This window comes from Paenibacillus sp. IITD108, assembly GCF_036541265.1.
GTDB lineage: Bacteria > Bacillota > Bacilli > Paenibacillales > Paenibacillaceae > Pristimantibacillus.
Window position 1 is genome coordinate 128,944 of the sequence record NZ_JAZHCT010000016.1, and the last position, 24,141, is coordinate 153,084.

Annotated in this window: 17 protein-coding genes and 1 riboswitch; of the genes, 14 read left to right on the forward strand and 3 right to left on the reverse strand. The window is 45.4% G+C overall.

From position 1 onward, the window contains the following. The first annotated feature begins 10 nt into the window (after window positions 1-10). The 10 genes from V1L65_RS15640 (at window position 11) to V1L65_RS15685 (ending at window position 16,428) form a co-directional block, all read left to right on the forward strand. Window positions 11-1,051 carry a LacI family DNA-binding transcriptional regulator gene (locus V1L65_RS15640; RefSeq protein ID WP_331700117.1) on the forward strand — a complete coding sequence of 347 codons (1,041 nt, stop codon included), beginning with the start codon at window positions 11-13 and terminating at the stop codon, window positions 1,049-1,051. 274 nt (window positions 1,052-1,325) lie between these two features. Beyond that, window positions 1,326-2,681: an ABC transporter substrate-binding protein gene (locus tag V1L65_RS15645; RefSeq protein WP_331700118.1), complete on the forward strand. Its 1,356-nt coding sequence runs from the start codon at window positions 1,326-1,328 to the stop codon at window positions 2,679-2,681. Between the two features lie 78 nt (window positions 2,682-2,759). Further along, window positions 2,760-3,641: a carbohydrate ABC transporter permease gene (locus V1L65_RS15650; protein WP_331700119.1), complete on the forward strand. Its 882-nt coding sequence runs from the start codon at window positions 2,760-2,762 to the stop codon at window positions 3,639-3,641. Beyond that, window positions 3,634-4,464 carry a carbohydrate ABC transporter permease gene (locus tag V1L65_RS15655; protein ID WP_331700121.1) on the forward strand — a complete coding sequence of 277 codons (831 nt, stop codon included), beginning with the start codon at window positions 3,634-3,636 and terminating at the stop codon, window positions 4,462-4,464. Before V1L65_RS15650 ends, V1L65_RS15655 begins: the two co-directional genes overlap by 8 nt. An 18-nt stretch (window positions 4,465-4,482) precedes the next feature. Next, window positions 4,483-5,712, forward strand: coding sequence for a Gfo/Idh/MocA family protein (locus tag V1L65_RS15660; protein WP_331700122.1), 1,230 nt, complete (start codon window positions 4,483-4,485; stop codon window positions 5,710-5,712). An 18-nt stretch (window positions 5,713-5,730) separates the two neighbouring features. Then, window positions 5,731-7,713, forward strand: a complete 1,983-nt coding sequence (locus tag V1L65_RS15665; protein ID WP_331700123.1) for an alpha/beta hydrolase family protein — start codon at window positions 5,731-5,733, stop codon at window positions 7,711-7,713. 25 nt (window positions 7,714-7,738) lie between these two features. Beyond that, window positions 7,739-9,031, forward strand: a complete 1,293-nt coding sequence (locus V1L65_RS15670) for a Gfo/Idh/MocA family protein (protein WP_331700124.1) — start codon at window positions 7,739-7,741, stop codon at window positions 9,029-9,031. Next, window positions 9,012-9,749 (forward strand): glucosamine-6-phosphate deaminase, encoded by a 738-nt coding sequence (locus V1L65_RS15675; RefSeq protein ID WP_331700125.1) that lies wholly within the window; start codon window positions 9,012-9,014, stop codon window positions 9,747-9,749. The genes V1L65_RS15670 and V1L65_RS15675 overlap by 20 nt, the downstream gene beginning before the upstream one ends. Before the next feature lie 31 nt (window positions 9,750-9,780). Next, window positions 9,781-11,046: an N-acetylglucosamine-6-phosphate deacetylase gene (gene nagA, locus V1L65_RS15680; protein WP_331700126.1), complete on the forward strand. Its 1,266-nt coding sequence runs from the start codon at window positions 9,781-9,783 to the stop codon at window positions 11,044-11,046. Between the two features lie 714 nt (window positions 11,047-11,760). Next, the gene (locus tag V1L65_RS15685; protein ID WP_331700127.1) at window positions 11,761-16,428 is read left to right on the forward strand and encodes a DUF4838 domain-containing protein; all 4,668 of its coding nucleotides are present in this window, start codon (window positions 11,761-11,763) and stop codon (window positions 16,426-16,428) included. A 341-nt stretch (window positions 16,429-16,769) separates the two neighbouring features. Here V1L65_RS15685 and V1L65_RS15690 read toward each other — a convergent pair whose 3' ends face one another. Next, a complete protein-coding gene (locus V1L65_RS15690; RefSeq protein WP_331700128.1) occupies window positions 16,770-17,537 on the reverse strand; it encodes a class I SAM-dependent methyltransferase in 768 nt (255 codons plus the stop codon). A gap of 425 nt (window positions 17,538-17,962) precedes the next feature. Between V1L65_RS15690 and V1L65_RS15695 the strand changes: the two genes are divergently transcribed. Beyond that, complete coding sequence (locus V1L65_RS15695) at window positions 17,963-19,057, forward strand: alcohol dehydrogenase catalytic domain-containing protein (RefSeq protein ID WP_331700129.1); 1,095 nt, start codon at window positions 17,963-17,965, stop codon at window positions 19,055-19,057. Window positions 19,058-19,145: 88 nt separating this feature from the next. Here the strand turns inward: V1L65_RS15695 and V1L65_RS15700 are convergent, their stop codons facing one another. Both V1L65_RS15700 and V1L65_RS15705 read right to left on the reverse strand, forming a co-directional pair. Beyond that, complete coding sequence (locus tag V1L65_RS15700) at window positions 19,146-19,781, reverse strand: cyclodeaminase/cyclohydrolase family protein (RefSeq protein WP_331700130.1); 636 nt, start codon at window positions 19,779-19,781, stop codon at window positions 19,146-19,148. Beyond that, window positions 19,774-20,637, reverse strand: coding sequence for a bifunctional 5,10-methylenetetrahydrofolate dehydrogenase/5,10-methenyltetrahydrofolate cyclohydrolase (locus V1L65_RS15705; RefSeq protein ID WP_331700131.1), 864 nt, complete (start codon window positions 20,635-20,637; stop codon window positions 19,774-19,776). Before V1L65_RS15705 ends, V1L65_RS15700 begins: the two co-directional genes overlap by 8 nt. A gap of 74 nt (window positions 20,638-20,711) precedes the next feature. After that, window positions 20,712-20,795: riboswitch (ZMP/ZTP riboswitch) on the reverse strand. 756 nt (window positions 20,796-21,551) lie between these two features. Between V1L65_RS15705 and V1L65_RS15710 the strand changes: the two genes are divergently transcribed. From V1L65_RS15710 to V1L65_RS15720, 3 genes are all read left to right on the forward strand, one after another. Beyond that, entirely contained in the window at window positions 21,552-22,313 is a 762-nt protein-coding gene (locus V1L65_RS15710; protein WP_331700132.1) for a DeoR/GlpR family DNA-binding transcription regulator, read from the forward strand. Between the two features lie 137 nt (window positions 22,314-22,450). Further along, the gene (locus tag V1L65_RS15715) at window positions 22,451-23,545 is read left to right on the forward strand and encodes an alcohol dehydrogenase catalytic domain-containing protein (protein WP_331700133.1); all 1,095 of its coding nucleotides are present in this window, start codon (window positions 22,451-22,453) and stop codon (window positions 23,543-23,545) included. Between the two features lie 362 nt (window positions 23,546-23,907). Then, window positions 23,908-24,141: ATP-binding cassette domain-containing protein (locus V1L65_RS15720; RefSeq protein ID WP_331700134.1), on the forward strand; the 234-nt coding region annotated here is incomplete at its 3' end.

Genomic DNA, 24,141 nt, shown 5'->3' on the forward strand with positions numbered 1-24,141 from the left:
GAGGGACATTATGAATAAGCCTACAACAATACATGATATAGCAAAAGCGGCGAACGTCTCATCGGCGACGGTGTCGCGTGTGCTTAGCAATAGCAACTATCCGGTCAGTAAAATAAAGCGCGAGAAAATATTATCTCTTGCGAAGGAGATGAATTATGTTCCCAATCTGCTTGGCCGGCAGTTGAAAGGAAGCAAGAGCACGACGATCGGGGTTATTGTCCCTTCGGTCATGAACCCGTTCTACTCGTCTGTCTTGTTCGGGATTGAAGAAATTGCCCGAAAAAATAATTTTACTGTAATAGCATGTAATTCACTGCATGATCCACTGTTGGAAGATGAGTATATTCGGACGATTATGGAAAAACAAATTAAAGGTCTTGTGATATCCTCTATCTCCAGTGACAAGTCTCAACTCAAGAGCATGATCAAAGCAGGTGTGCATGTGATTGCCATTGACCAGAAGATTGAAGAAGATCAGATCAACCAGATCGAATTCGATTATCATAAAGGCGGTTATTTGGCGACGAAGCATCTTCAATCGAAAGGACATAAACGGATTGGCTATGTGACTTCGAAGATAGATCGGCCCAGTCGCAAAAGCATAATGCTTGGTTATATGGAGGCTATGAAGGCGGAGGGGCTTGAACCATTGTTGGAAGAGTCAAAAGTAACATTTTCCGACAATCCGCTATCAGAATTTGATACAGGGAAGCTCTTGACGAAGAGGCTGCTGGATGGCGCTGTGCCGCCAACGGCGATATTTGCTTGTAATGATATGATGGCATTCGGCGTCATTAATGAATTGTCGGAGCGGAATATTCGAGTGCCGCAAGAGATATCGGTAATGGGTTTTGACGGAATCGACTTTGGCCAGATGATGAATCCGCAGCTGACAACAATTAAACAACCGGATTATGAGATGGGAAAGCTGGCTTGTAAAATGTTGCTTGATAAAATGAATGAAGCAGACGTTCCGTCGTTTGATATTATTCTTCAGCCTGAGTTGGTAGAACGAAGTTCTGTTGCAGAGTGCCAGTTGCAGTTAACTTAAGAATATGAGGATGATAGCGATTTAAAAGCTAAAGTCCCGCACTAAAAAGTACTCGATTACAGTATTTTGTAATAAAAAATCGAATAAAAGAAGAAAATCAGCAGATAAACCTTGAATAATTAATAAGTTATTGCCGTGTAAGGGGTTTCATGTTATAATTTTTATAGAAATCGATTACCAACAATGTGTTCGTAAAGTGCTCCTAAGTTATAACGATTTCTGAATGAATTTTGAATGAAAAAGCAATTAATTCAAAAAAGGGAGTTGGTATGTTTTGAAAAAAAGATCTGGTTTATGGATTATGATGTTGGCTTTGGTTCTGGTCTTCACAGCTTGTTCGTCTGGCGGCGGTGGCTCCAACAATACACCATCTACTTCGCCGTCGAGCGCTCCTTCGTCAGGAACTGAATCTGCTGCACCGTCAGAGAAGCCCCCTAAGCAATTGTCACTGACGATTGGTTTGCCGGGCAGTTATGAAGTTACAAAGAAAGAAATCATTGACAAGTTCATAGAAACTCATCCGCATATTACGGTAAAGATTGAAGATGCTCCTTGGGGTGATTTCACGTCCAAGATCGCAACGCAAATTGCGGGAAACACGATGCCTGATGTGTGGTTCCAGGAGAATGCCACCATTCTTGGCTATGGCAAACGCGGCGTCGCTGAAGATTTGAAACCTTACATTGAGCGCGATCTGAATGCTTCGGATTATGTCGATGCTCTATTCTCGGCACAGACGTCTGATGGCAAGGTGTGGGGGATTCCTCATGGCATCAACTCCGTAGCATTGGCCTACAATAAGAGTGCGTTCGAAGCGGCCGATGTTGATTTGCCGACAGATGATTGGACATATGCTGATTTGATAGAAGCGGCGAAGAAGCTGACGATTAAAGAAGGCAATAATGTGAAGCAATTCGGTTTTATTGGAACGGCTTCTATTACAACTGGCTGGTTCCCTTGGATAAAGCAAGCAGGTGGTATGGTTCTTGACGATACAAAAACCAAGTCGATGCTAGATGATCCGAAAACACTTGAAGGCTTGAGCCAATTGCGCCAAGGTATTGAAGAAGGTTATTTCACAAATAACGATTTTTTGAAAGCCAATGGCGGCGCACTGGAAGTGTTCGCAACAGGCAAATCAGCAATGTATATGATGCAATATAGCGAGCAAGTGTCTATGAATTCGAATTTCCCAGATGCGGATTGGGATATAGTGAAAGCGCCGAAAGCTGTAGATGGCAAACGTTATGTGCCGTTTGTTACGAATTCCTGGCTGGTTTCATCCAGAGCATCGGATGACAGCAAGGAAGCGGCATGGCAGTTCTTGAAGTTCTATCTGGGGGATGAAGCGCAAACTATTCTTGCTGAAAGTGGCTCATCACTGCCAGTAAAACAATCCGCTTATACTATTTTTGACAACAGCACGACTAAACCGTTGAATAAGAAAGGCTTCACCGAAGGTGTAGCCGAGGGCGGTGTAACACTGGATGAGAACGCTAGCTGGGCAGAGTGGAGATTGCTTGTTCAGCAAGAGGTGAATGAGGCGATTGTACAAGGAAATAAAAGTGTAGCAGATGCTTTGGCGGCCGCTCATAAAGGTGTGCAGCAAGTATTGGATGAAAATCAATAATTAATAGTTTATATCATGTTGAAAGGTGCGGCCTCGCTGGGACCAGCACCTTTCAATGCATAGAAAGGCAGGTCTTTCATGCGTAAGCAAAATTACTGGGGTTATATATTTACACTGCCATTTGTCATTAATGTTGTTGTATTTCTGATATTCCCTGTTGTTTTCTCCGCCTATATTTCGTTTACGCAGTATGATTTATTCAACGCTCCCAAGTGGACGGGGTTAACGAACTGGATCAATATGTTCAAAAAAGATGAATTTTGGATTTCCATGCGAAATGTTTTCGCATTTGCGCTTATATTCGTTCCTTTACAAACGTTATTTGCTTTTTTGATCGCCTTCCTGCTAAACCAGGCGCTTCGTGCCAAATCTTTGTTTCGACTATTATATTTCATGCCGGTCGTGACGCCGTGGCTTGCGGGCGGGGTTGTTTGGGCCTGGATGTTTAACCATCAATATGGTGTTATAAACTGGTTTCTTGGACTGTTAAATATTGATCCGGTGCGCTGGATAGATAATAAATCATGGATCGTCGTTATGGCCAGCATTGCAATTGTGAATGTGTGGAAAGGCGTGGGACAATCGATGATTATACTGCTGGCGGGCATGCAGAATGTTCCGAAGGAAGTGCTGGAAGCAGGTCAGATTGACGGTGCCTCCGGCTGGAAGCAGCTTACTCATATCGTCTTCCCGATTGTGACGCCAATGGTTTATATGGTTGTGATTCTATCTACGATATCTGCATTTCAAGCGTTTGATATATTTCTTGGTTTATTCGGGGGCATTCAGGCGGGCATTCCGCAACAGAGTGTGGTGCCAAATCTGGTTGTTTATCGAGACTCGTTCGTACTATTCAAGATGGGTCCTGCATCAGCGATGGCCTGGATATTATTCTTTGTTATTCTTGTTGTGACGCTGTTCCAACGTTACTTTGAGAAAAGGTGGGTGCATTATGACTAAGTCGACTCCCCTGCCGATTAAAATAATCATTTATCTGTTTTTAATAGTTGGTGCTGTCGCCATGTTTTTTCCGTTCCTCTGGATGATTTCAACATCACTCAAGACAAGCGGTGCAGTGGCAGCGATGCCGCCGCAGCTTATACCCAATCCTATTGATTTTGGGAATTTTGCGGAAGTATGGAATAAAGTTAATTTTGCTCGTTACACGTTTAACAGCTTCTTTATTGTAACCTTGGATATGATTGGGGCATTATTGTCCTGTGCGGTTGTGGCTTTCGGTTTAGCCATGTTCGAGTTCAAGGGGCGCGCTACTATTTTCATTATAATGTTGGCGACTTTGATGATCCCGGGTCAAGTAACAATGATTCCGACTTATTTTATCTGGAAACAGTTTGGCATGCTGAACACTTATTCTCCGCTTATTATTCCAAGCTTCCTGGCGGGCGCGTTCGGAATTTTCCTGATGCATCAGTTCATCAAGTCGTTGCCCAAGGAGCTTTACGAATCTGCGGTCATAGACGGCTGCAGTCCTCCGGGCATTTTCGCAAGAATTTATTTGCCGCTATGCAAACCGGCACTTGCAGCGCTTGGTGTATTTACCTTTATGGGCGCCTGGAATAATACGCTGGGACCGCTTATTTATTTGCAATCGAATCATTTATATACGCTGCCGCTGGGGATGTTGTATTTGAAATCAGAAAATGTTAATCAGGCACTGCTTATGGCTGGTGCGGTGATTACGACAATGCCGGTAGTAGCTGTGTATCTTATTGCGCAGAAGCAGTTCGTGCAAGGAATCGCATCTACAGGTATGAAGGGTTAGGACAAGGAGAGAGCAACCATGACAAAGAAAAAGTATGTAATTGTCGGTGCCGGCGGAAGATCGCTATACATGTTCGCCAAACCGATGGCGACAGAATTGCAGGATTATGTAGATTTCAGAGGCGTGTTTGATACGAATCGGACGCGAGCGAAGTTGCTTAGTGAAGAATGCGGGCAGGTGCCGGTGTATGCTGATTTTCATCAAATGCTTGCTGAGGTGCAGCCGGATGTGGTTGTAGTCGCCAGTACGGACTATACCCATCATTTCTATATTATTGAATCGCTTGAGGCAGGATGTGATGTCATATCCGAGAAGCCGATGACGATTGACGAAGAAAAGACACGAGCCATTCTTGAAGCTGAGCGGAAAAGCGGCAAGAAAGTAACCGTGACATTTAACTTGCGGTTTGCTCCTTATTTTGCCAAGGTAAAAGAATTGATTCAATCCGGAGCAATTGGCGACGTTTATCATATTCAGTTTGAATGGTTTCTTGACCGTGACCATGGCGCGGATTATTTCAGAAGATGGCATGCGGAGATGAAGAACAGCGGCGGGTTGCTAGTGCATAAATCGACCCATCATTTTGACATTATTAATTGGTGGCTGGCTAGCAGACCTAAGCAATTGCAGGCATTCGGCGCCCGGCGAGTATATGGCGATCAAGGCCAGCCCAAAGGCGAGCGCTGCATGACTTGCGAATATACAACAACTTGCGAGTTCTATAAGGATATTACGCAAGACCCGTTCATGGATCAATATTATGTGGGCGCTGAGCATGAAGACGGTTATTGGAGAGACCGGTGTGTGTTCGACGAGCGAATTGATATTTATGACACGATGAGTGTCAATCTGGAATACACGAGTGGGGCATTGCTCAATTATTCTTTAGTTGCCTATAGTCCGTATGAAGGCTGGAAAGCTGTTATTAATGGAAGCAACGGAAGGCTGGAGGTTGGTAATGTGCATCGCAGCGCTGATATGAGTGCGATCGAGGCTAGCACAATTACGCACCATAGGCTGGATGGTACTACAGAGCTTATTCAAGTATCCACACAAATGGGCGGACATGGCGGCGGTGACGAAAAGCTGCGCAAGGCAATATTCATAGGTGATGTCGAGGATCCTCTTGGTCAACAGGCAAACAGTTTGGCGGGAGCGGACTCTTGCTTGATCGGGGCAACAGCCAACCGTTCGATTGCAGAAGGGAAATTGCTGCAAGTGCCTGATTTGCGGTCATTATGCCAATAATGGGGAGTGGAATTTGGGATGATGGAACGTATCAAGGAACTTGAACATTATATATGTACGTTATATGAGACGAAGGATCAATTGCGACGGCACATCTACAAACGCGCTGATCAAGCTTTCGAAGCCGGCGATGAGCAGCGGGATCGGATCGATAACTGCGAGCTGTTGGAAGAACGCCGCCAAGCGATGAAGCGGGCGTTTGTCAAGTCGATTGGCGGCTTGCCGCCGAGTGATACACCTTTGAATGCTGCCGTTGTGAATGTGGTAGCTGCTGAAGGCTATAGGATAGAGAACATTGTTTTCGAATCCAGACCCGGGGAATATGTGACAGGCAATCTATATTTGCCTAGGCAGCTAGTGGAAGTTGCGCCTGCTGTCTTGTTTCTTAGCGGTCATGAAGCGCAAGCCAAGCACAGCATTCGTTATCATGAAGTGTGTTTGCGCATGGTACAGGCGGGGCTGGTCGTTTTCGCTATTGACCCAATCGGTCAAGGAGAGCGGTTATCGCTGCTGCGTAATAGCGAAGGAGAAGAAGTATGGGGGACGGCGGAGCATCAGCGTCTGGGTATTCAGTGTTATGCGCTTGGACAAAGCGTTGCCCGATATTTTGTCCACGATGCCATGCGGGCGGTAGATTATTTGGCAATGCGTCCGGAGGTCGATCCTACTCGCATCGGAGTAACAGGCAATTCCGGCGGCGGGACGCAGACGGCTATGATGATGGTTTGCGATGATCGGATCGCTGCTGCCGCGCCTGCCACTTTCATTATGAACAGACAACAGTATATGCATGCTGGCGGTGTGCAGGATGCGGAGCAAATATGGCCGGGATTGAGCGGGCTTGGCTTTGATCATGAGGATTTGTTGCTGGCATTTGCGCCCAAACCGTTGCTCGTTTGCGCTGTGAAATACGATTTTTTCCCAATCGAAGCGACACGCCGCACTGTTCAGCGCTGCCGCCGATTCTGGGAAATGTCTGGGCAGGGTGAAGGCTTGCGCTTGGTCGAAGATGAATTCACACATAGCTATACGGATGTGCTGGCAATCGCGGCGGCGGATTTCTTCACTGAGCATTTGCTGGAGCAGGGTGATGCGGAGCGGGATGCTTATCGGAGCAAAGCGCAGCGAAGCAAGCTTGCGCCGCTTGCATCTGAACAATTGCAATGTACAAGAAGCGGGCAAGTTATGAGGGAATATGCAGATGCTAAAGCGCCAAGCGATACATTCAGTATTCTGGCTGCCGAGCTTGCAGAAGCTCGTACTGCTGCCAGGGATGAGCAATCCGCTGCCGCGAGTGAGTGGTTGAAGCGAATCGTGCTGACGGATCGTGAACGCTGTGAGTTGAATCCGCGTTTCATCCAAATGCCATCGCTCGCTGGTCTTAATATCAAGTATGTGCTGTGGTGGTCGCAGCCTGAAGTGATGAACAGCGGATACTTGTTCAGCCCAGACTGTGGCACAGACGATGCGAGCGGCAGTGATCTTTCACGGGCAACGATAGCAATCGCGCTTTGGCAGGACGGCACAAAAAATTTGGTGCAGTGGTGGAACTGGATTCAGTCGATGTGCGCTTCTGGTCGCACAGTGCTTGTGCTGAATGTTTCCGCTGTTGGACCGCATGAACCGCATTTGCTATACGGCAAGCCAAATGATCGTTTCTTCGGGATGACGCATAAGCTTGCTGATGAATTGATATGGCTTGGCGACAGCTTGGCTGCGCTGCGCATCTACGATGTGCTGCGGGCAGCGGAATTTGCAGCGTCTTTGTGTAAACCGGATGATTGTCAAATAGAGTTGTATGCTGCGGGTTTATTTCGGATTTATGCTGAACTGGCCATTAAATTGGACGCAAGATTACAGGCCGGAAAGTTGCCGGGCGATGCAGGATCTATCCGCTTGTCAGAGTGGCTGGCGCAAGGCGTTGCTGATGAGCGCGATGTGATGAGCGTAATTATACCAGGAATATTGCAATATTACGATTTACAAATAGACAAGAGATAAGCAGGATAGGGAAGGTGAAATTGTGATGAAGCCAATTACAATTGCATTAATCGGCGCAGGTCTTAGAGGGATGAGATATAGTGAGTATGCCAGCAAGCGACCGCGAGAGATGAAAATTGTAGCTGTCGCGGAACCGAATGATTTCAAGCGGGAGCGTGCCAAAGCGGCATTTAATATTCCCGAGGAGAAATGTTTCAAAAGCTGGGATGAGTTGTTTGCCGCCGGCAAGCAAGCTGACGCTGTGTTTGTTTGTACGCAGGATCGGGATCATTATGTGCCGGCTATGAAAGCGATGGAAGCCGGTTATCATGTGATGCTGGAGAAGCCAATGTCGCCAAGCTGGAAAGAATGTATCGAGCTTGAGAGGACGGCGGAAAAGCATAATCGCATTCTGACGATTTGTCATGTGCTGCGCTACGCTCCTTTCTTCCAGACTATTAAACAATTGCTGGATGATGGGAGAATCGGCCGCTTGATGTCCATTCAGCATAATGAGAATGTCGGCTACTGGCATCAGGCGCACAGCTTCGTTCGCGGCTATTTTAACAATACGGAGAAGTCCAGTCCGATGATTCTGGCGAAGTCCTGCCATGACATGGATATTATTCAATGGTTCGCAGGTGGAAAGTGTACGAACGTTTCGTCTTATGGACATTTGTCTTATTTTAACATGCAGAACGCACCTGAGGGAGCGCCCAAATACTGTCTCGATGGCTGTCCGGTTGAAGACTCTTGCGTATATTATGCGCCAAATACGTATTTGATCGAGAACGGCGGATGGAAAGCTGAGGCGGCGAGTGCCGATCCCAGCTATGAAGCTCGATATAAGGCGATAAAAGAAGGTCCGTTCGGTCGTTGTGTGTTCCAATGTGACAATGATGTGGTTGATCATCAAGTAGTGGCGATGGATTTCGACAATGAAGTTACAGTGGCGTTTACAATGAGCGCATTTACAGAGAAAACTAGCCGAACGCTCAGATTAATGGGAACGATCGGTGAAATTCGCGCCACAATGGAGACGAATGAAATTGAAATTCGTACTTTTGGTGCGGGACGAAGCGAAGTGATCAAGTTAGAAGAAGCTGCAGGGCATGAAGGTCATGGAGGCGGTGATAGCCGCCTTGTGCAGGACTTTGCGCGAACTGTTCGTGCCTGGGAGTTGGGACAAGGTGTGAAAGTGAGTCAAACATCAGCCAAAGAATCGGTGCAGAGTCATCTTATGGCATTTGCTGCTGAACGTTCCAGAGTCGAAAAAAGAATGATACAACTAGAGGAATTCTATAAGGAGGGCAATTATTATGAAAATTCATATATTTGAGTCAGCAGATCAATCGGGTTTAGAGGCAGCCAGAGAGAGTGCAAGATTAATAAATGAAGCCATATCCGTTAATGGAACAGCCAGGATTGTGCTTTCGACAGGCGCTTCGCAATTTGAATTTCTGGAGCATTTCGTCAAGATGGATATAGCATGGGAAAAGGTAGAGATGTTCCACCTTGATGAATATATCGCCTTGTCAGAGGAGCATCCCGCCAGTTTCCGCAAATATTTGAAAGAGCGCTTCTTGCAACATGTCAATGTGGGGAAGTATTGGCTAGTGGATGGTGAAGGCGATACCGCAGCGGTGCTCAATAACTTGAATCAGGAGATTAGCAAGTCCCCGATTGACTTGGCGCTGATAGGAATAGGAGAAAATGCGCATATTGCGTTCAATGATCCGCCTGCAGATTTTAATGATGATCGCCCATTCAAGGTTGTTGATTTGTCAGAGACTTGTAAAATGCAGCAGGTTGGCGAAGGTTGGTTTGCTACGATGGAAGATGTGCCTAAGCAAGCGATTTCGATGTCTGTGCAGCAAATATTGAAAAGTCGCAATATTATATCGGTTGTTCCACGTCAATCGAAAGCTCGTGCGATTAAAGATACTTTACAGAATGGGATCGACGCTAATATCCCGGCTACAATTATGAAAACACACGCCAATTGGAGCTTGTATTTGGATAAACAATCTTCTTCGCTTATCTACGAGTGGTGCTAGTTTTATGCCATTGAAGTAACCGATTACCAAGTTGAAGGTAAACAAGACCGCTGATTCGTCGGACGGTCTTGTACTTGTGTTGCATGGAGAGAAGTTCGTTATAGAGGTGATGAAGATGAAATGGCAAGGGAAGCTGATAACAACAGGCGAAGCTGTGCAGATTGAGGGGGAGAACGGCGTTATTACGGGGGTTTCTCCATTAGCGCTGCTCTCGCCTGTGGCTGCCGGCAATCAGACTTTGGGCACGTCTTTGCCTTGGATATCGGCAGGGTGGACAGATTTGCAAGTAAATGGTTTTGGGGGTTATGATCTGAATGCAGAGCAGACGACTGTCGAGGATGTTGAAGGAGTAACTCGAACGCTGCATGTCAAGGGTGTAACAAGCTATTTGCCTACCGTAATTACCGGAAGTTTTGAACGGATGCGTCAAGCGATGTCAGTTATTGCTGACTACTGCCAAACGAATCAATATGCCGCTGCTTCTATAAGAGGCATTCACATGGAAGGGCCGTATTTATCGAGCGAGGACGGAAGCCGGGGAGCGCATCCGCGAGTTCATACCAGGGACCCGAACTGGGAGGAGTTCATGCGTCTGCAAGATGCTGCCGAAGGGCGAATTCGCATGGTGACGTTGGCGCCGGAACGCGATGGAGCTATAGCGTTCATCGAACGCTTGGCGGAATCAGGCGTAGTGGTAGCTATCGGACATACGGCGGCAACAGCTGAGCAACTGGATGATGCTGTTCGAGCCGGTGCTACGTTATGTACGCATCTGGGCAACGGATCTCATCCTATGTTGCCGCGTCATCCTAACTACATCTGGCATCAACTGGCGGATGATCGTCTATGGGCGGCCTTTATTCCGGATGGCCATCATTTGGCTCCGCCGGTGCTAAAGGCAATGCTTAGAGCCAAACGAGACAAAAGCATTCTAGTTAGTGATACAACGCAGTTTGGAGGCATGCCTCCTGGAGAGTACAGCAGCCTGATTGGCGGCAAAGTTGTACTGCATGAAGACGGCTGGTTGCATACAGCCGAGAATCCAGACATACTGGCAGGCTCTGCCGCATCTCTCGACACGGGCATTGCCAATGCAATTCGCTATACGGATATGGATTTAGCGGAGACGGTCGAAGCTGTGACGTTACGACCGGCGAAGGTAATGCGGGACGAGCGGGCAGGGCGGTTGCAAGTTGGCAGCCCGGCAGACTTAACGTTGTTCGATTATGACGCGCAGAGAGGTATGATTTCAGTTAGGGAGACAGTTGTGGCCGGGCAATCTGTGCATAAGTCATAAACAGTTGTGTGTAAGTCATAAATATATGTGCATAAGTTATGGATAAACTGTTGGTAAAGTGGAGCTCAGGCGATGAAGCATGAAAAAACGTTGGCTTACTTGGCGATTATAGGAAAAGCGCTCTTTGTACTAGCAGGATCCATTTGTATCATGGTATAATGGTTGCCAAGAGTCACCTATAGAAGCATAATCTGTCGACCGTTCATTGTTGAGCGGAAGTGACGACGAACGTGAAGCACACATTGTGAGCGCCTTGAGCGCTTGCGGGTGTGCTTTTTTTGTAATGCCGGAAAGATGAATGGACAGCCTTACAGCTATGAATTAATTGATAAATTGACCCAAAAAATAAAAAAATGTGTACAAAAAAGCGTTTTCATGAAAATCTATTCCAGAAATCGATTACTATATTCTGTGTCATTTCTAACTTTAATGTGGTCAAAAAGACTTATAGCTGAGTACTTGCTGTTTGATGAGCATGTGTTGATTTAAAAATGAGATATTAAGCTATCAAACTGGAGTGTTTAGCGGGTTGAGAGAGACATCAAAAGTAATTATTTTATAAGACAAGAAATAGAAATCGACTTCTTTTTTTATAGACAAATTATCAATCCAACAACACGACTGTGTAAAGGAGGGGAAGGAAAACTATCTGACTTGAGAAAATCATATTGGCGATTTGAGAGTAAACGATATTGTATTACAGGGAGGAAAAAGATGATGAACTTGAAGAGAGTATCAGAGAAGCCTGCTATCATACTATTTTTCTTTGTATCTTTAATCATAATTATGTTAACGCTTACAATTATGGACCGTTCACATGCGAATGCAGGAGAGATGGCAGGGACGGCGATTATTGGTGACGGTGAAGCTCATGCTGTTATTCTGATTGCGGACGATGCTGATGCCGTAACGCAAGATGCTGCTGACACTTTGATCGAATATTTATTTAAGTCAACCGGGGTATCGTTGCCCGTGCAGAAGCTAGGTCAATTTGATGAGTTGGCTTATGATGAGTCCGTTGTTCGTATTCAAATTGGCGCCGGCTCTTATCCGGCAGATCAGCATATTGCCGACGGATTGGAAAATTTGCATCCGGACGGTTTTTTCATCCACCCGGACAGTGATTCCCTTACGATTGTGGGTCCGACATCAATTGGAACACGCAACGGCGTAGTTGACTTTCTTGAAAGTTATGTGGGAGTAACCTGGTTGATGCCCACTGAAGATTGGGAAGATGTGCCGCAATTAAATGAAGTGTTGCTTCCCGAGCAAGATGTACGAGATGAACCGACTTTCATGACTTTGCGCCGTACGATAAATATGGGCAGTACAAGCAAGTATGGCGATGTTCGCAAGAAGTGGCTGGAACGGAATAGGACGGTATCGGAACAACCAATTGCATTGGGGCATAATCTGTATGCTTTGTTTCCGGTAGAAATCTATGGACAAACCAACCCGGAGTTTTATCCCAACAATACTCCTCCCGCACCGGGAGCGATACACAGCTGGCAGCCTTGCTTTACTGTGCCGGCAACGGTGGACGTAGCTGTAGAGAGAATTAACGCTTATTTTGATCGAAATCCTGAAGCCACCTCGTATTCTTTGGCCGTCAATGACAAACAAGGTTATTGTGAAGATGTACCCGGTCATCCGGACAGACCTGACCGGATAAATTCTTACGGCAGAACCCATATGTCTGAAATCTATTATAAATGGGTTAATGACGTGGTTGAGCGAGTGCTTGTGGAACATCCGGATAAATGGTTTGGCGTTTACGCTTACGATCAAGTTGCGGAGCCGCCTCAATTTGAGTTGAATGAACGGGTAATTCCGGTTATCACGAAAGACCGTCTTGCCTGGATGGATGATGAGATCAGACAAAAAGAGCAGGACCTGATGGATCAGTGGAGCGAGGTTGCTTCGCAACTGGGTTGGTATGATTATATGTTAAGTTACCACTACCCATTGCCTCGTGTGTATCCGCATTTGCTGGCTGATTTATATGAATATGCGGAGGAAAACAATGTTCTGGTGCATCATTGGGATATGCATCCTATACTTGGGGATGGACCTCAGCCATGGATTATTGCAAAATTGCAATGGAATCGGGATCAAGATGTGGATGAACTTTTACAACATTGGTATGAACGCGCTGTTGGTGAGGAAGCTGCTGCCGATCTGAAGGAATATTTTGAAATATGGGAAACATTTTGGTATGAGAAAGCGGTAAATACAGGTTGGTTCCAAATATCCAAGGACTATATTTATTTATCGTTTAATGAGAATGGATACCTTGCACTAGCGAAAGATGAGATTCGGAGAAGCAGGGAGTTACTGGACTCGGTGCTCGCCAAAGCCGAAACGGAAAAGCAAAAATTACGGGCGGAGCAGTTGCTTCATCAGTTTGAATACTATGAAATTTCAGTTTTAAGTTATCCGGGCAAAATAGAACAGCCGACAACAGAGCAGGAAGCTTTGGACATATTGGATGAGTTGGAGCAGACGTTGGAATTCCGATTGAATGTGGTTCAACGGCGCAATGAATTGCTTGCAGAATACGAGGAGATCCCTGCATTGCGATATCCTGCTACTCCGGTGGGAGAGAGCTGGTCGGGTTGGAATGCATATGAGTTCTGGAACTTGGTGAAATATATTGAGCAATATGAGCCTGAGGGCGGGACGATAACAAATAAGCTGCAATCCTTATTGCAAAGTTATGAAGCGCCTAAACTGAGAGAGTTTTCAAGACTGCTGCTGTCACTTGACTCAGTGACATCGCTGTCGATTAATCCATCGTTTGAATTAGGGGACGACAAGCCTGATTCCTGGAATATTTGGAACCCGCATCAATCTGCACAAATTACGAGGGTGACGGATGAGCAGGGAAATAGCAGTATGCTTTTTGAGAATACGCTGGCCGGCGGCGTGTATCAAACGATTCCGGTCACGCCGGGATTATTGGCGTCTTCGGTTCGTTATTATACTCCTGAGGGGTCGGAGAGCGGCGGAACACTGCAAGTTGTTATTGAGGCCTATAACACTGCCGGAAAAAAGCTTGTCTATAGATCGGATAGAGTTGCTTTTGCAGATACAGCCGGAACATGGGCAACTGTAAATTTCCTGGAAGAATTGCCGGAGCATTTTAATGGCGGCGACCTTACCAGTATTTTGATCAATACACAGATTAGCAGTACGGAAGACGTTCCTGTGTATTTGGATGATGTAGTTGTGTATCAATCCGCATCTTCTGTGGGAGATTTGAGACCGCTCGTTAATCTGTTGGCTGAAGATGAAGAGGTACTTGCATCCGCCCTGCTGCAGCATCTGGATCTGGCGGAAAGGCATTATGATCAAAATGAACCGGCCTCTTATATACAACTATTAGGTCAATTCCTGGCTCTATTGGAACAGCGGATAGAAGAGGGTCAGCCGAGCGAGCTTGTCGATGTCCTCTATAATGATGGCAATAAAATATTGAACCAATCCCTTACCGTGCAATTGGATTCGAATGATATACGTGTGAGTGTCAGGGGAACGCATCCGATTGCGATTACCATGCACAACAAAGAAACGCAGCCGCTTGAGCTCTCATTGGAAGGCATAGTGCCGGAAGGGATGCAGTTGGCTTTTAACAACCCGATTCAGATCCCTGCCGGTGAAAAAATTACCGTTGCAGGCAATCTGACCATTACTCCGGGACTGGAAGAAGATCGGTATGATGCTGCATTAACAGTCAACATAGGCGGTGTGTTGGTAAAAGCTTTTGATTTTCAAGTAGATTATACCAGCAACCTGATTGGAAATCCGGGTTTTGAGAACGGGATGCCCGATAACCCGGCAATTCCGACAGAGTGGAGAATAAGCAGTAATGACGTGGGACGTGTTGATGACAAAGCTCATGACGGAAATTATTCTTTCAAGTTTGTGCCAGGTTCTGCGGTGAAGCAAAGTCGATCCAACGATGTTGCGGTTATTCCGGGCAAGACGTATCTTCTTAGTGGCTGGATCTACAGTCCGTCAGGTGATGTGGATTTTGGACTAAGGGAAACGAACAATGCGGGAGCGACAATAAGCTACAAGTGGGCAAGCGGGATTCAAGGTGCGGCAGATTGGGTTTATTACGAAATGGAGCTGACTCCGCGAAGCCAGACCGAGATTTTACAAGTATATGTGCGCATACCTGCAAACGCAGGCTCACCGATATGGTTTGATGATATCCGACTGGAAATAGTCTCTGAAGAGGAAGAGCCAACACTGCAAAGCATTCAAATCGTCGGCGCTCTTGCTTCGATGGAAGTCAATGAGACGGTGCAACTGCAAGTGACGGCTGCGTACAGCGATGACAGCAGTGAAGAAGTGACAGCTGCTGATGGAGTTGCGTACACAAGCAGCAATCCAGAGGTGGCAGAGGTGAGCGCTAGTGGTGTTGTAACGGCGAAGACGTCAGGTACAACGACGATAACTGCAGCCTATGAGGGAATGACAGCTTCATATGAATTGGTTGTATCGAATACAAATGAAGGACCGCAGTTGCTTCGTCTGGAGTTGAACGGCCTGGATTTGTCCGCATCGGCAGGCGGTTCGGGACAGGTAACGGTTCATGCTGTTTACAGTGACGGCACACATGAAAATGTAAGCACAGAGGTTGTGTATTCAAGTTCAGATAACACAGTTGCTGAAGTGCTGTCTGATGGCATTGTACTGTATAAAACAGCAGGTACAGCAGTCATTGGCGCAGCCTATGGCACGTACGCAGCAGAGGGAGCTTTGGTTGAAATTGTCGGCGCCGCGGCAAGCAATGCTGCTCCGGGCAAGCCGACATTGTCCGATAATAATGGTCATGATACTGGCCTTCGCGATGGCGATTATACCATTACCATGAATATGTGGTGGGGAAACAATGGTTCTGTTTACCGTTTGTATGAGAACGATGTATTAATAGAAACAAAATTACTGAGCGATCAGTCGCCGGGAGCGCAAACGACGGCAACCGCTATTAGCGGACGAGCGAACGGTGTCTATGTGTATCGCGCAGAACTGATCAACGGTTTTGGAGTGACGACCAGTAATACATTGACTGTCACGGTGACTGATGCAGCGCCGGGTGTTCCGGTTCTCTCTGATGACAACTGGGATGGAGACGGCAATTACACGATAACAATGAATATGTGGTGGGGAACAAACGGAAGCATGTATCGTTTGTACGAGAACGGAGTACTGATCAATGAGCAGTCTCTTGTTGCGGCAACGCCAGGCGTACAGACAGCACAGACACAGATCAATGGCAAGCCAGCCGGTACGTATGAGTATCGCGTGGAGCTTATCAATGATGCGGGTGTGACTTCCAGTGCAGTGAGAAGCGTAACAGTGAAGAAGGATTGATAATGCGATGAATAATAGAGTAGATACGTAACGAAAACGCAGAAACATATCAAGAATAAAGAAGGGGCTGCCCAGAAAGTCAGTGTATACTGACTACTGGGCAGCCCCATTTGGTTGCGTATGCGGCGGGAATGGCGGCGGGAGAGCCGTGAAATGGGGAGAGGGCGAGGTTTCAATAAAACTAAAAGCATGAAATTCATTTAGAATCGTTTTTTCGATAAAAAAGGGGAAACTAGATGCACAAAATGCATTTACTTAGCGTTAGTTGTGGCAAGGCATTACGTCGACTGAAGACAAATGAAGAAGAGCAAGGTGCTGGACCGCCTTGCTCTTCCTCGTGATTATGGCTTTACAGCCTCATAAACAAAGCATTCGCTATTCGAATCAGGCGTTTTGCCGTATTCAAAATCGGCGGAAATAACGATATCTTGAAACCCGATATGCTCAAGTAAGAGTTTAAATTCTTCTATACCGTACCAGCGAAGGGCGAAGCGCTGCAGCTCTGTTTGAATAAGCGCGCCTTCGCGCCATTTTTCATACTTCAAGTAAGAGACCTTATATTGGTGGAAGAAGCTTGTCTCCACTAATGTGCTTTCCATCGTAATCATATCGCCGTCCGGCATATGATAGGTCGAGATCGGGCTTGTTTGACCAGCTTCAAATTGATTGTCAGGCAGGAACAAGTCCAGGATGAGCCGTCCTCCGGGCAGAAGGTGATCATATAGCCGCTTAAGGGCTTGAAGTGATTGCTCGCGGTCTTCTATTAGAAGAAAAGAGCCAGCAGGTATAATAATGGCCGCGTATTTATGCGGTAAAGACAGCTTTTGCAAATCGGCTTCATATAGATTAGCATGCAGGCCGCGCTCGGCTAAGCGATTACGGCAAGATGCAAGCATTTGCGAAGAGTAATCGGTTCCTTCAATATTTAGTCCCTTTTCAAGCAGCGGGATAGTGACACGCCCGGAGCCTGCCATAACTTCTAAAATCTTTCCCTCTGTTTGTTCGAGTCTACTATAGTAGTATTCCAAATCGCCATTAATAGACTGGCCGACCTTTTTGGTTAGATCATACACTTCTGTACAAAGCTCACCATAATAGCTGAAAGACATAATATAACCTCCTTGGATGTGTGCGCAAATGCCATTCTAGCGCAACATCGTATTGCTTGTATTCAATAATGAATATAACTATAATCCAGAATTTGGTCAATTGCTGTACCGGTCTAGCCGTAATGAGATAGAGTTATAGTTGAACAAAAATGAGCATGGATTATATTAATTTTATTAACATTTGAGCAGTATATTGGGACGTACGTGAAAAATCAAGGCGAAAACTTTGCCTTAAATATATCTTGACAGAAGCAACCTCTACTTTTATCCTTTATTTAAGCAGTAATTGAACTTTATTGAGCAATAATGAGCACAAAGTGAACAATTATATAATTACCCAGCAATATTTAATCCGGTGAATCTCTCGGATCTTTCTTCGAGATTTCATATAAATAGCTTTGGTACAACTTCAGGAGGTGTCCGGAATGAGTAATGAATCTGATTCAAAAGTTATGTCAAAAGTATTTCGATTAATTAAACCCGGAGAAATTACTGAGGTTTCTATAGAAAGAGAGGTGAAGGACAAACAGGTTGTAATTCAACCGGATGTAACTAGTATATGCCACGCGGATTTGCGTTATTTTACAGGCCAAAGACGGCCGGAGGCGCTCGCCAAAAAGCTTCCGATGGCTCTTCTTCATGAAGGGATCGGCCGAGTAGTTGAGAGTCGTTCTTCAAAGGTGGAGGCTGGCGATCGTGTCGTTATCGTTCCCAACCTGCCGGCCTATGCCAGAGAAGGAATTCCGAAAGAGGAATGCTGCTCTGCTTGCCGCTCTGGATTAAGCGACAATTATTGCTTGAATGGCGGATTTTTGGGCAGTGGAATAGATGGTATGGCTCAAAACAGACTCGTTATGCCAGAACAAAATGTGATTCGCATCCCTTCCAGCATCCCTGACCGTATTGCGGTTTTGGCAGAGCTTTGCAGCGTATCCTATCATGCGCTCGCTATTGTTAAAGAGCAATTGGCTAAGGGCCGTGCTGTAGTATTTGGCGATGGACCGGTTGGTTATATGACTGCAGCAATGGTTCATCACTGCTTCGGCCTTGACCAGAATCGCCTTACTGTATTTGGCGCTATGGAGGAGAAGCTTGCAAACTTTGATTTTGCTAATCGCGAAATGGTGCAAACCTTTGACTTCGAAAACGCTGAAAAGGTTGATGTTGCAATTGAATGCACAGGCGGCAAGTTCAGCGAAAGTGCAATTAATCAAGCGATCGATATGCTGGCGCCGGGCGGACATCTTATATTGCTTGGTGTAACAGAAGACCGTGTGCCAATCAATACAAGAGATATTCTCGAAAAAGGAATTACTGTGCACGGCAGCAGCAGAAGCACCTCATATGATTTTGAACAAGTTATTCAAGCAATGGAATCGCCAGCTTATCAAAAAACGCTGGACAAAATTGTTCCTGAAAACTTTGAATATGTCAGCACTGCAGACCAACTCGCCAAAGTTATGGAAGCTGCAGCAGCACACAGAAGCTGGGAAAAGACGATTATTCATTTTGAATGGTAACAGTCCTAATAATTAACCTTACTAATAGTACAAAGAAGCAGATGGCGATGGCGATATCTGCTTCTTTGCGTTTGGCTCATAGGCTGGATCAGTTTGCTATACGCTGGCGAGCAGCCTGAATAACGTTATGCTTCAAAGCTGAGATTTCTTGCATGAGGGAGGAGGCTTGAAGCGCATACTGATCTTTAAGCGCGTTATCCTTTAAGGCTTGGATATTGATCTCGACGGTCAGAAGTGCGGATTGTGCAGCTGCCTCCAGCAAAATAGCGCCGATTCCCAGATCGGAGATAACGTTTCGGTTAGCCTGCGCAGTGATGCTGCTCGTTAGCTGAAGTCCGTCCTTGCAGGCTTCAATAAGATGGAGAGGGACGAGCAGCGCTTGTATGGTTGCTTCCTGCAAAGCTTGTTTTCTTGCAAGCTTTTCTTCAGCAGAATAGCATTTTAGCTGCAAAATGTTCATGTAGGCGTTAAAACAGGCGATATCCTTTGCCAGCAATTTCTCGCTTTCCTGGATTAAGCTGTACATGCCTTGAATCGCTGCAGTAATTTCGGGCTCATGAGCAGCAAATTTTTCTCCTTGTGACAAATTGCCAACCATAGCTGTCATTGATGCACCAAGAGCCGCGACTAATGCTGCAACGCTCCCGCCGCCTGGAGTCGGCTTTGCGCTGGCGGCGTCGGCAACAAACTGGCGAATGGATTGCTCCCAAATGCGATTACTCATTGGACTCCGCCTCCTGTTGCTGAAGCATAACCGCTTGCATTAAATTATTGAACAATATGGCGGTTGTTAATGTTCCGACACCGCCTGGAACAGGGGACATCGCTTCTACGCAATCCGCCGTTTCTTTAGCAACGTCGCCGGCCATCTTGCCATCGCTGTTTTCATTAATGCCCGCATCGATAATTACAAGCTTAGAATGTACGAGCGCAGGCACAATCATGCGCGCTTTGCCGACTGCGACAAAGGCGATATCAGCCTTTGCTAAGTGTGAAGCGAGATCGGCGGTATGGGAATGACATACTGTAACGGTTGCATTTTCACGCTGCAGCATATGAAATAAGGGCATGCCAACCGTTTGGCCGCGTCCGACCAAGGTGACATTTTTGCCATACAAGGAATATCCATAATGCTTAAGCAGCATAATGCATGCTTGCGGGGTTGCAGGATATAATCCGGGAGCGCCTGTCATTGTCGCAAGTTTATTAGCTGGTGTGACACCGTCAATATCCTTCATGGGAGCGATAGCAGCTTCTACAGCGGCTGTTGAAATTTGCTTTGGAAGCGGCAGCTCGACCATAATGCCATGCACATTTGTATCCATGTTAAGCTCATGAATAAATTGGAGCAATGCTGCCTCGGCGGTATTTGCTGCCAGGGTGTGCAAAATAAACTGTACCCCTAGCTTCGAAGCGAGCTTATGCTTGGCCTGCGCATAGTAAAGGGAGGCGGGATCGCCTTCTACAAGAATAACTGCCATTTGCGGATTTATATTCTCCCTTTGCAATTGCTCAACTTGCGTTTTCATTCGTTCATACATTTGTTCTGCCGCATCTTTTGCCTTCATTAATAACGTCATCAATCTGCCTCCTTCATAATGAAATACAAAAAAAAGCATCATCGAGCACACAGCAAGCGCGTGGCATCGATTGACACTTTTCCCCAGGCGAACGGTATATTTATGCTGCATGCTCCCTTGTGGTCAATTCCACTGCTTCGCCAGTTACATACAGCCTGCTTTAATTCTAATATGCTTATCGTATCAAAATTGCAAGAAAAAGCAAATAAGAATGAGTTATGAATATAGTGCTTCTTTACAAAAAATATAAAATGGAGCGGCTTAATAAGCATAATGAGCAAAAAAAAGCGTATATAAAATTAAATAATGTACTAATAAAACGAGTGGATGTATTGTCAAAATAACGACAAACATCAAAAAACAATAAAAATATTGGATTGGATATTAAAAGAGACCATGTTTCCATTAAACTGTTCCACTTCTATTTCATTACACTGAGTGTAATTGATATAGGTTAATGGATTGAATTCGTCAAACAGGAATTGCAGCAACGTGCACTAGCATTCATTTTAATAGTCGAAAGCAAAGGATTATGGAATGAAGTGGAAATAGAGTGGAGAAAAGTATCCCTATGAATTCTGCGAATTTAGTTTTGTTAAGCAATTGTTAATGCAAATGTTTTATTTTTTGATGTTTGATATTGATTTTTGTTATTTAATGATGTTTAATTATCATAACGAGTGTAAGTTGCGAATATTAAACAATGTAACCCTTTACAATTTATTAATAATTCTTATATTCAACAATTGGCGAAAACAAACGATAGAGGCATTGGTTGTAATTAACAATCAAAAAAGTTTGTAGAATGTTCTTGACAGATCTATTGCGTGAATTTATTCTTTAATTAAGCAAAAGAAAGCTTAAATGAACATTTATGAACATTTTGTAAATCCGTTTGTAAAGGAGGGGTATTGGTGTTAGCAGTTGAAAGAAAAGCGCGAATCGTAGAATATGTGCGGAAAAACAGAGTCGCTACGATATCTGAACTGGCTAATGAATTTTCTGTTCATGACGCAACGATACGCAGAGATCTGTCGGAGATCGAACAAGAAGGTCTGCTTAAACGAACGCACGGAGGTGTGACGATCGATGAGTGGGCTAACGTCGAGGCTTCCTTCAACGATCGCTTCAACGATCAGCTTGATCAGAAGATGCGCATCGGCAAGCGTGCAGCAGAGCTTGTTAAAGACGGCGAGCATATCATTATTGATTCGGGGACTACGACGCTTCATATCGCCAAAAATTTAGTTCACCGCACGAATCTTACTGTTGTAACTAACGATATGAACGTTGCTGCTGAACTGCGAGATTCGCCGGGCATTAAAGTAATTCTAACAGGCGGCGATCTATATCCCTCAAGTTATATGCTTAACGGCATGTTTACAGATCGAGTGCTGGAATCGCTTCACGTACACAAGGCATTTATCGGGATTCCGGTCCTTCATTCCAAATTGGGCTTAATGCATCCGGAGGCTCAGCTAGTCCCAACCAAAATTGGCATGATTAAAGCGGCTCAACAAACAATTGTTGTAGCGGATTCAAGCAAAATTGGGAAGGTGTCGCTGCATTCGGTAGCGCCTAATAGCGCTATCCATACTTTGATTACCGGGAATGAAGCTTCAGAGTTCGATATAAAACAATTTAACGAGCATGGCGTAGATGTTATTACGGTTTAATGCTTGCTTGCGGTGGTTCTAAAATTGGTGAGTCTCTTGGTTAAGATTGCTTTAGGCATGAACTGCGATTACAATCTGATGCAGTCTTTCCGAGGTTTCATATACATCTTGCAGGTCACATAAGGGAGGTGCATCAGGTGAGCAGTTCGATAGGAGTGAACGTTACATCTAAGGTGTTTCGTTTGAATCAACCAGGTGAAATCTCAGAAATCACAATCGAAAGAGAGGTGAGCGAAGGGGAGGTTGTAGTAGAGCCGGAGATAACAAGTATCTGCCATGCGGATTTGCGTTATTTCACCGGGCAAAGACGACCAGAAGCATTAGCAAAAAAATTGCCCATGGCACTATTGCATGAAGGGATTGGCCGGGTTATTGAAAGTCGAGCTGATCATTTACAGGTTGGGCAAAGAGTGGTTATCGTGCCTAATCTTCCAGGTTTTGTAACTCGAAGAATTACGAAAGAGGAATGCTGCTCGGTATGTCGAGCGGGGGTCGGCGAGAATTATTGCTTGAACGGCGGATTTCTAGCCAGCGGCATTGACGGAATGGCGCAAAGCAGGCTAGTAGTGCCGCATGAGAATGTCATCCCTATACCGGACAATATTCCTGATGAGATCGCAGTACTTGCTGAGCTATGCTCCGTATCGCATCAAGCACTTGAAATGGTGAGTGGAAAGCTTGCAGCCGGAAGCGCAGTCGTGTTCGGCGATGGACCCGTTGGCTATTTGACAGCAGCAATGGTACATCATTGCTTTGGTCTCGGCAAGGATCGGCTTACTGTATTCGGAGCAATAGAAGATAAGCTTTCGAACTTCGATTTTGCAAACCGTGAAATGGTACAGACTTTCAATTTTGAACAGGCTGAAAAGGTCGATATTGCGATTGAATGTACTGGGGGTAAATTTAGCGAAAGTGCAATTAATCAAGCAATCGATATGCTTGCTCCAGGCGGACATCTCATCTTAATGGGGGTTACGGAGGAGCTCGTTCCAATCAACACACGCGATATTCTTGAAAAAGGAATTACCGTGCATGGAAGCAGCAGAAGCACATCACATGATTTCCGGCAGGTTATTCGTGCAATGGAGTCTCCTGACTATCAAAATACGTTGCGCAAAATTGTTCCAAAAAGCTATGAGAAAGTGAGTACAGCAGACCAACTCGCCAAAGTTATGGAATCTGCTGCAGCTCACAGAAGCTGGGAAAAAACGATTATTGAATTCCAATGGTAATTGAAATAATCTAATCGCAATTCCTCATTTACATCATACACGAAAAAAATAAACATTGGAATGCAAGTATTTGTCAATGTTATGCAGGAGAGCTGTGGCGCGCACAACACAAAACAAAATGAGCAATGAATAGAGCGCGTCATTAGCAGGAGGAACAAACGATGGCGAAGAGATATCCTTTGAATCGAAGTCATCAACGTTATCAATATAAAGAAATTGTAAACGTTTTAGAATTTGTTTAAGCTAAGGCACATCATCAATTACTAACATCAATAAGAACCTAGGCACAGCTCGTACTGGAATTATCATTGAACTTAAGTAAGATATATAAGCGCGGCTGGATAGCTAAGGAGGCTGAAATAATGGCATCAATTGAACTGAAAAATGTAACAAAAACGTTTGATAAGCACAATGTCATCGAAAATCTCAATCTGACGATTGAGGACGGTAAGTTTACCGTTTTGGTTGGCCCTTCCGGATGCGGCAAAACAACGCTGCTGCGCATGATTGCAGGCCTTGATCCGCAAACCTCCGGTTCTGTGCTGATTGACGGCAAAGATGTTTCGCAAACGGCGCCCGGCAAGCGCGGGCTCGCA

Coding starts and splice junctions, on each gene's coding strand:
- V1L65_RS15640 (WP_331700117.1), top strand. CDS start 11: ATGAATAAGCCTACAACAATACATGATATAGCAAAAGCGGCGAACGTC.
- V1L65_RS15650 (WP_331700119.1), top strand. CDS start 2,760: ATGCGTAAGCAAAATTACTGGGGTTATATATTTACACTGCCATTTGTC.
- V1L65_RS15655 (WP_331700121.1), top strand. CDS start 3,634: ATGACTAAGTCGACTCCCCTGCCGATTAAAATAATCATTTATCTGTTT.
- V1L65_RS15660 (WP_331700122.1), top strand. CDS start 4,483: ATGACAAAGAAAAAGTATGTAATTGTCGGTGCCGGCGGAAGATCGCTA.
- V1L65_RS15665 (WP_331700123.1), top strand. CDS start 5,731: ATGATGGAACGTATCAAGGAACTTGAACATTATATATGTACGTTATAT.
- V1L65_RS15670 (WP_331700124.1), top strand. CDS start 7,739: ATGAAGCCAATTACAATTGCATTAATCGGCGCAGGTCTTAGAGGGATG.
- V1L65_RS15675 (WP_331700125.1), top strand. CDS start 9,012: ATGAAAATTCATATATTTGAGTCAGCAGATCAATCGGGTTTAGAGGCA.
- V1L65_RS15685 (WP_331700127.1), top strand. CDS start 11,761: ATGATGAACTTGAAGAGAGTATCAGAGAAGCCTGCTATCATACTATTT.
- V1L65_RS15690 (WP_331700128.1), bottom strand. CDS start 17,537: ATGTCTTTCAGCTATTATGGTGAGCTTTGTACAGAAGTGTATGATCTA.
- V1L65_RS15695 (WP_331700129.1), top strand. CDS start 17,963: ATGAGTAATGAATCTGATTCAAAAGTTATGTCAAAAGTATTTCGATTA.
- V1L65_RS15700 (WP_331700130.1), bottom strand. CDS start 19,781: ATGAGTAATCGCATTTGGGAGCAATCCATTCGCCAGTTTGTTGCCGAC.
- V1L65_RS15705 (WP_331700131.1), bottom strand. CDS start 20,637: ATGACGTTATTAATGAAGGCAAAAGATGCGGCAGAACAAATGTATGAA.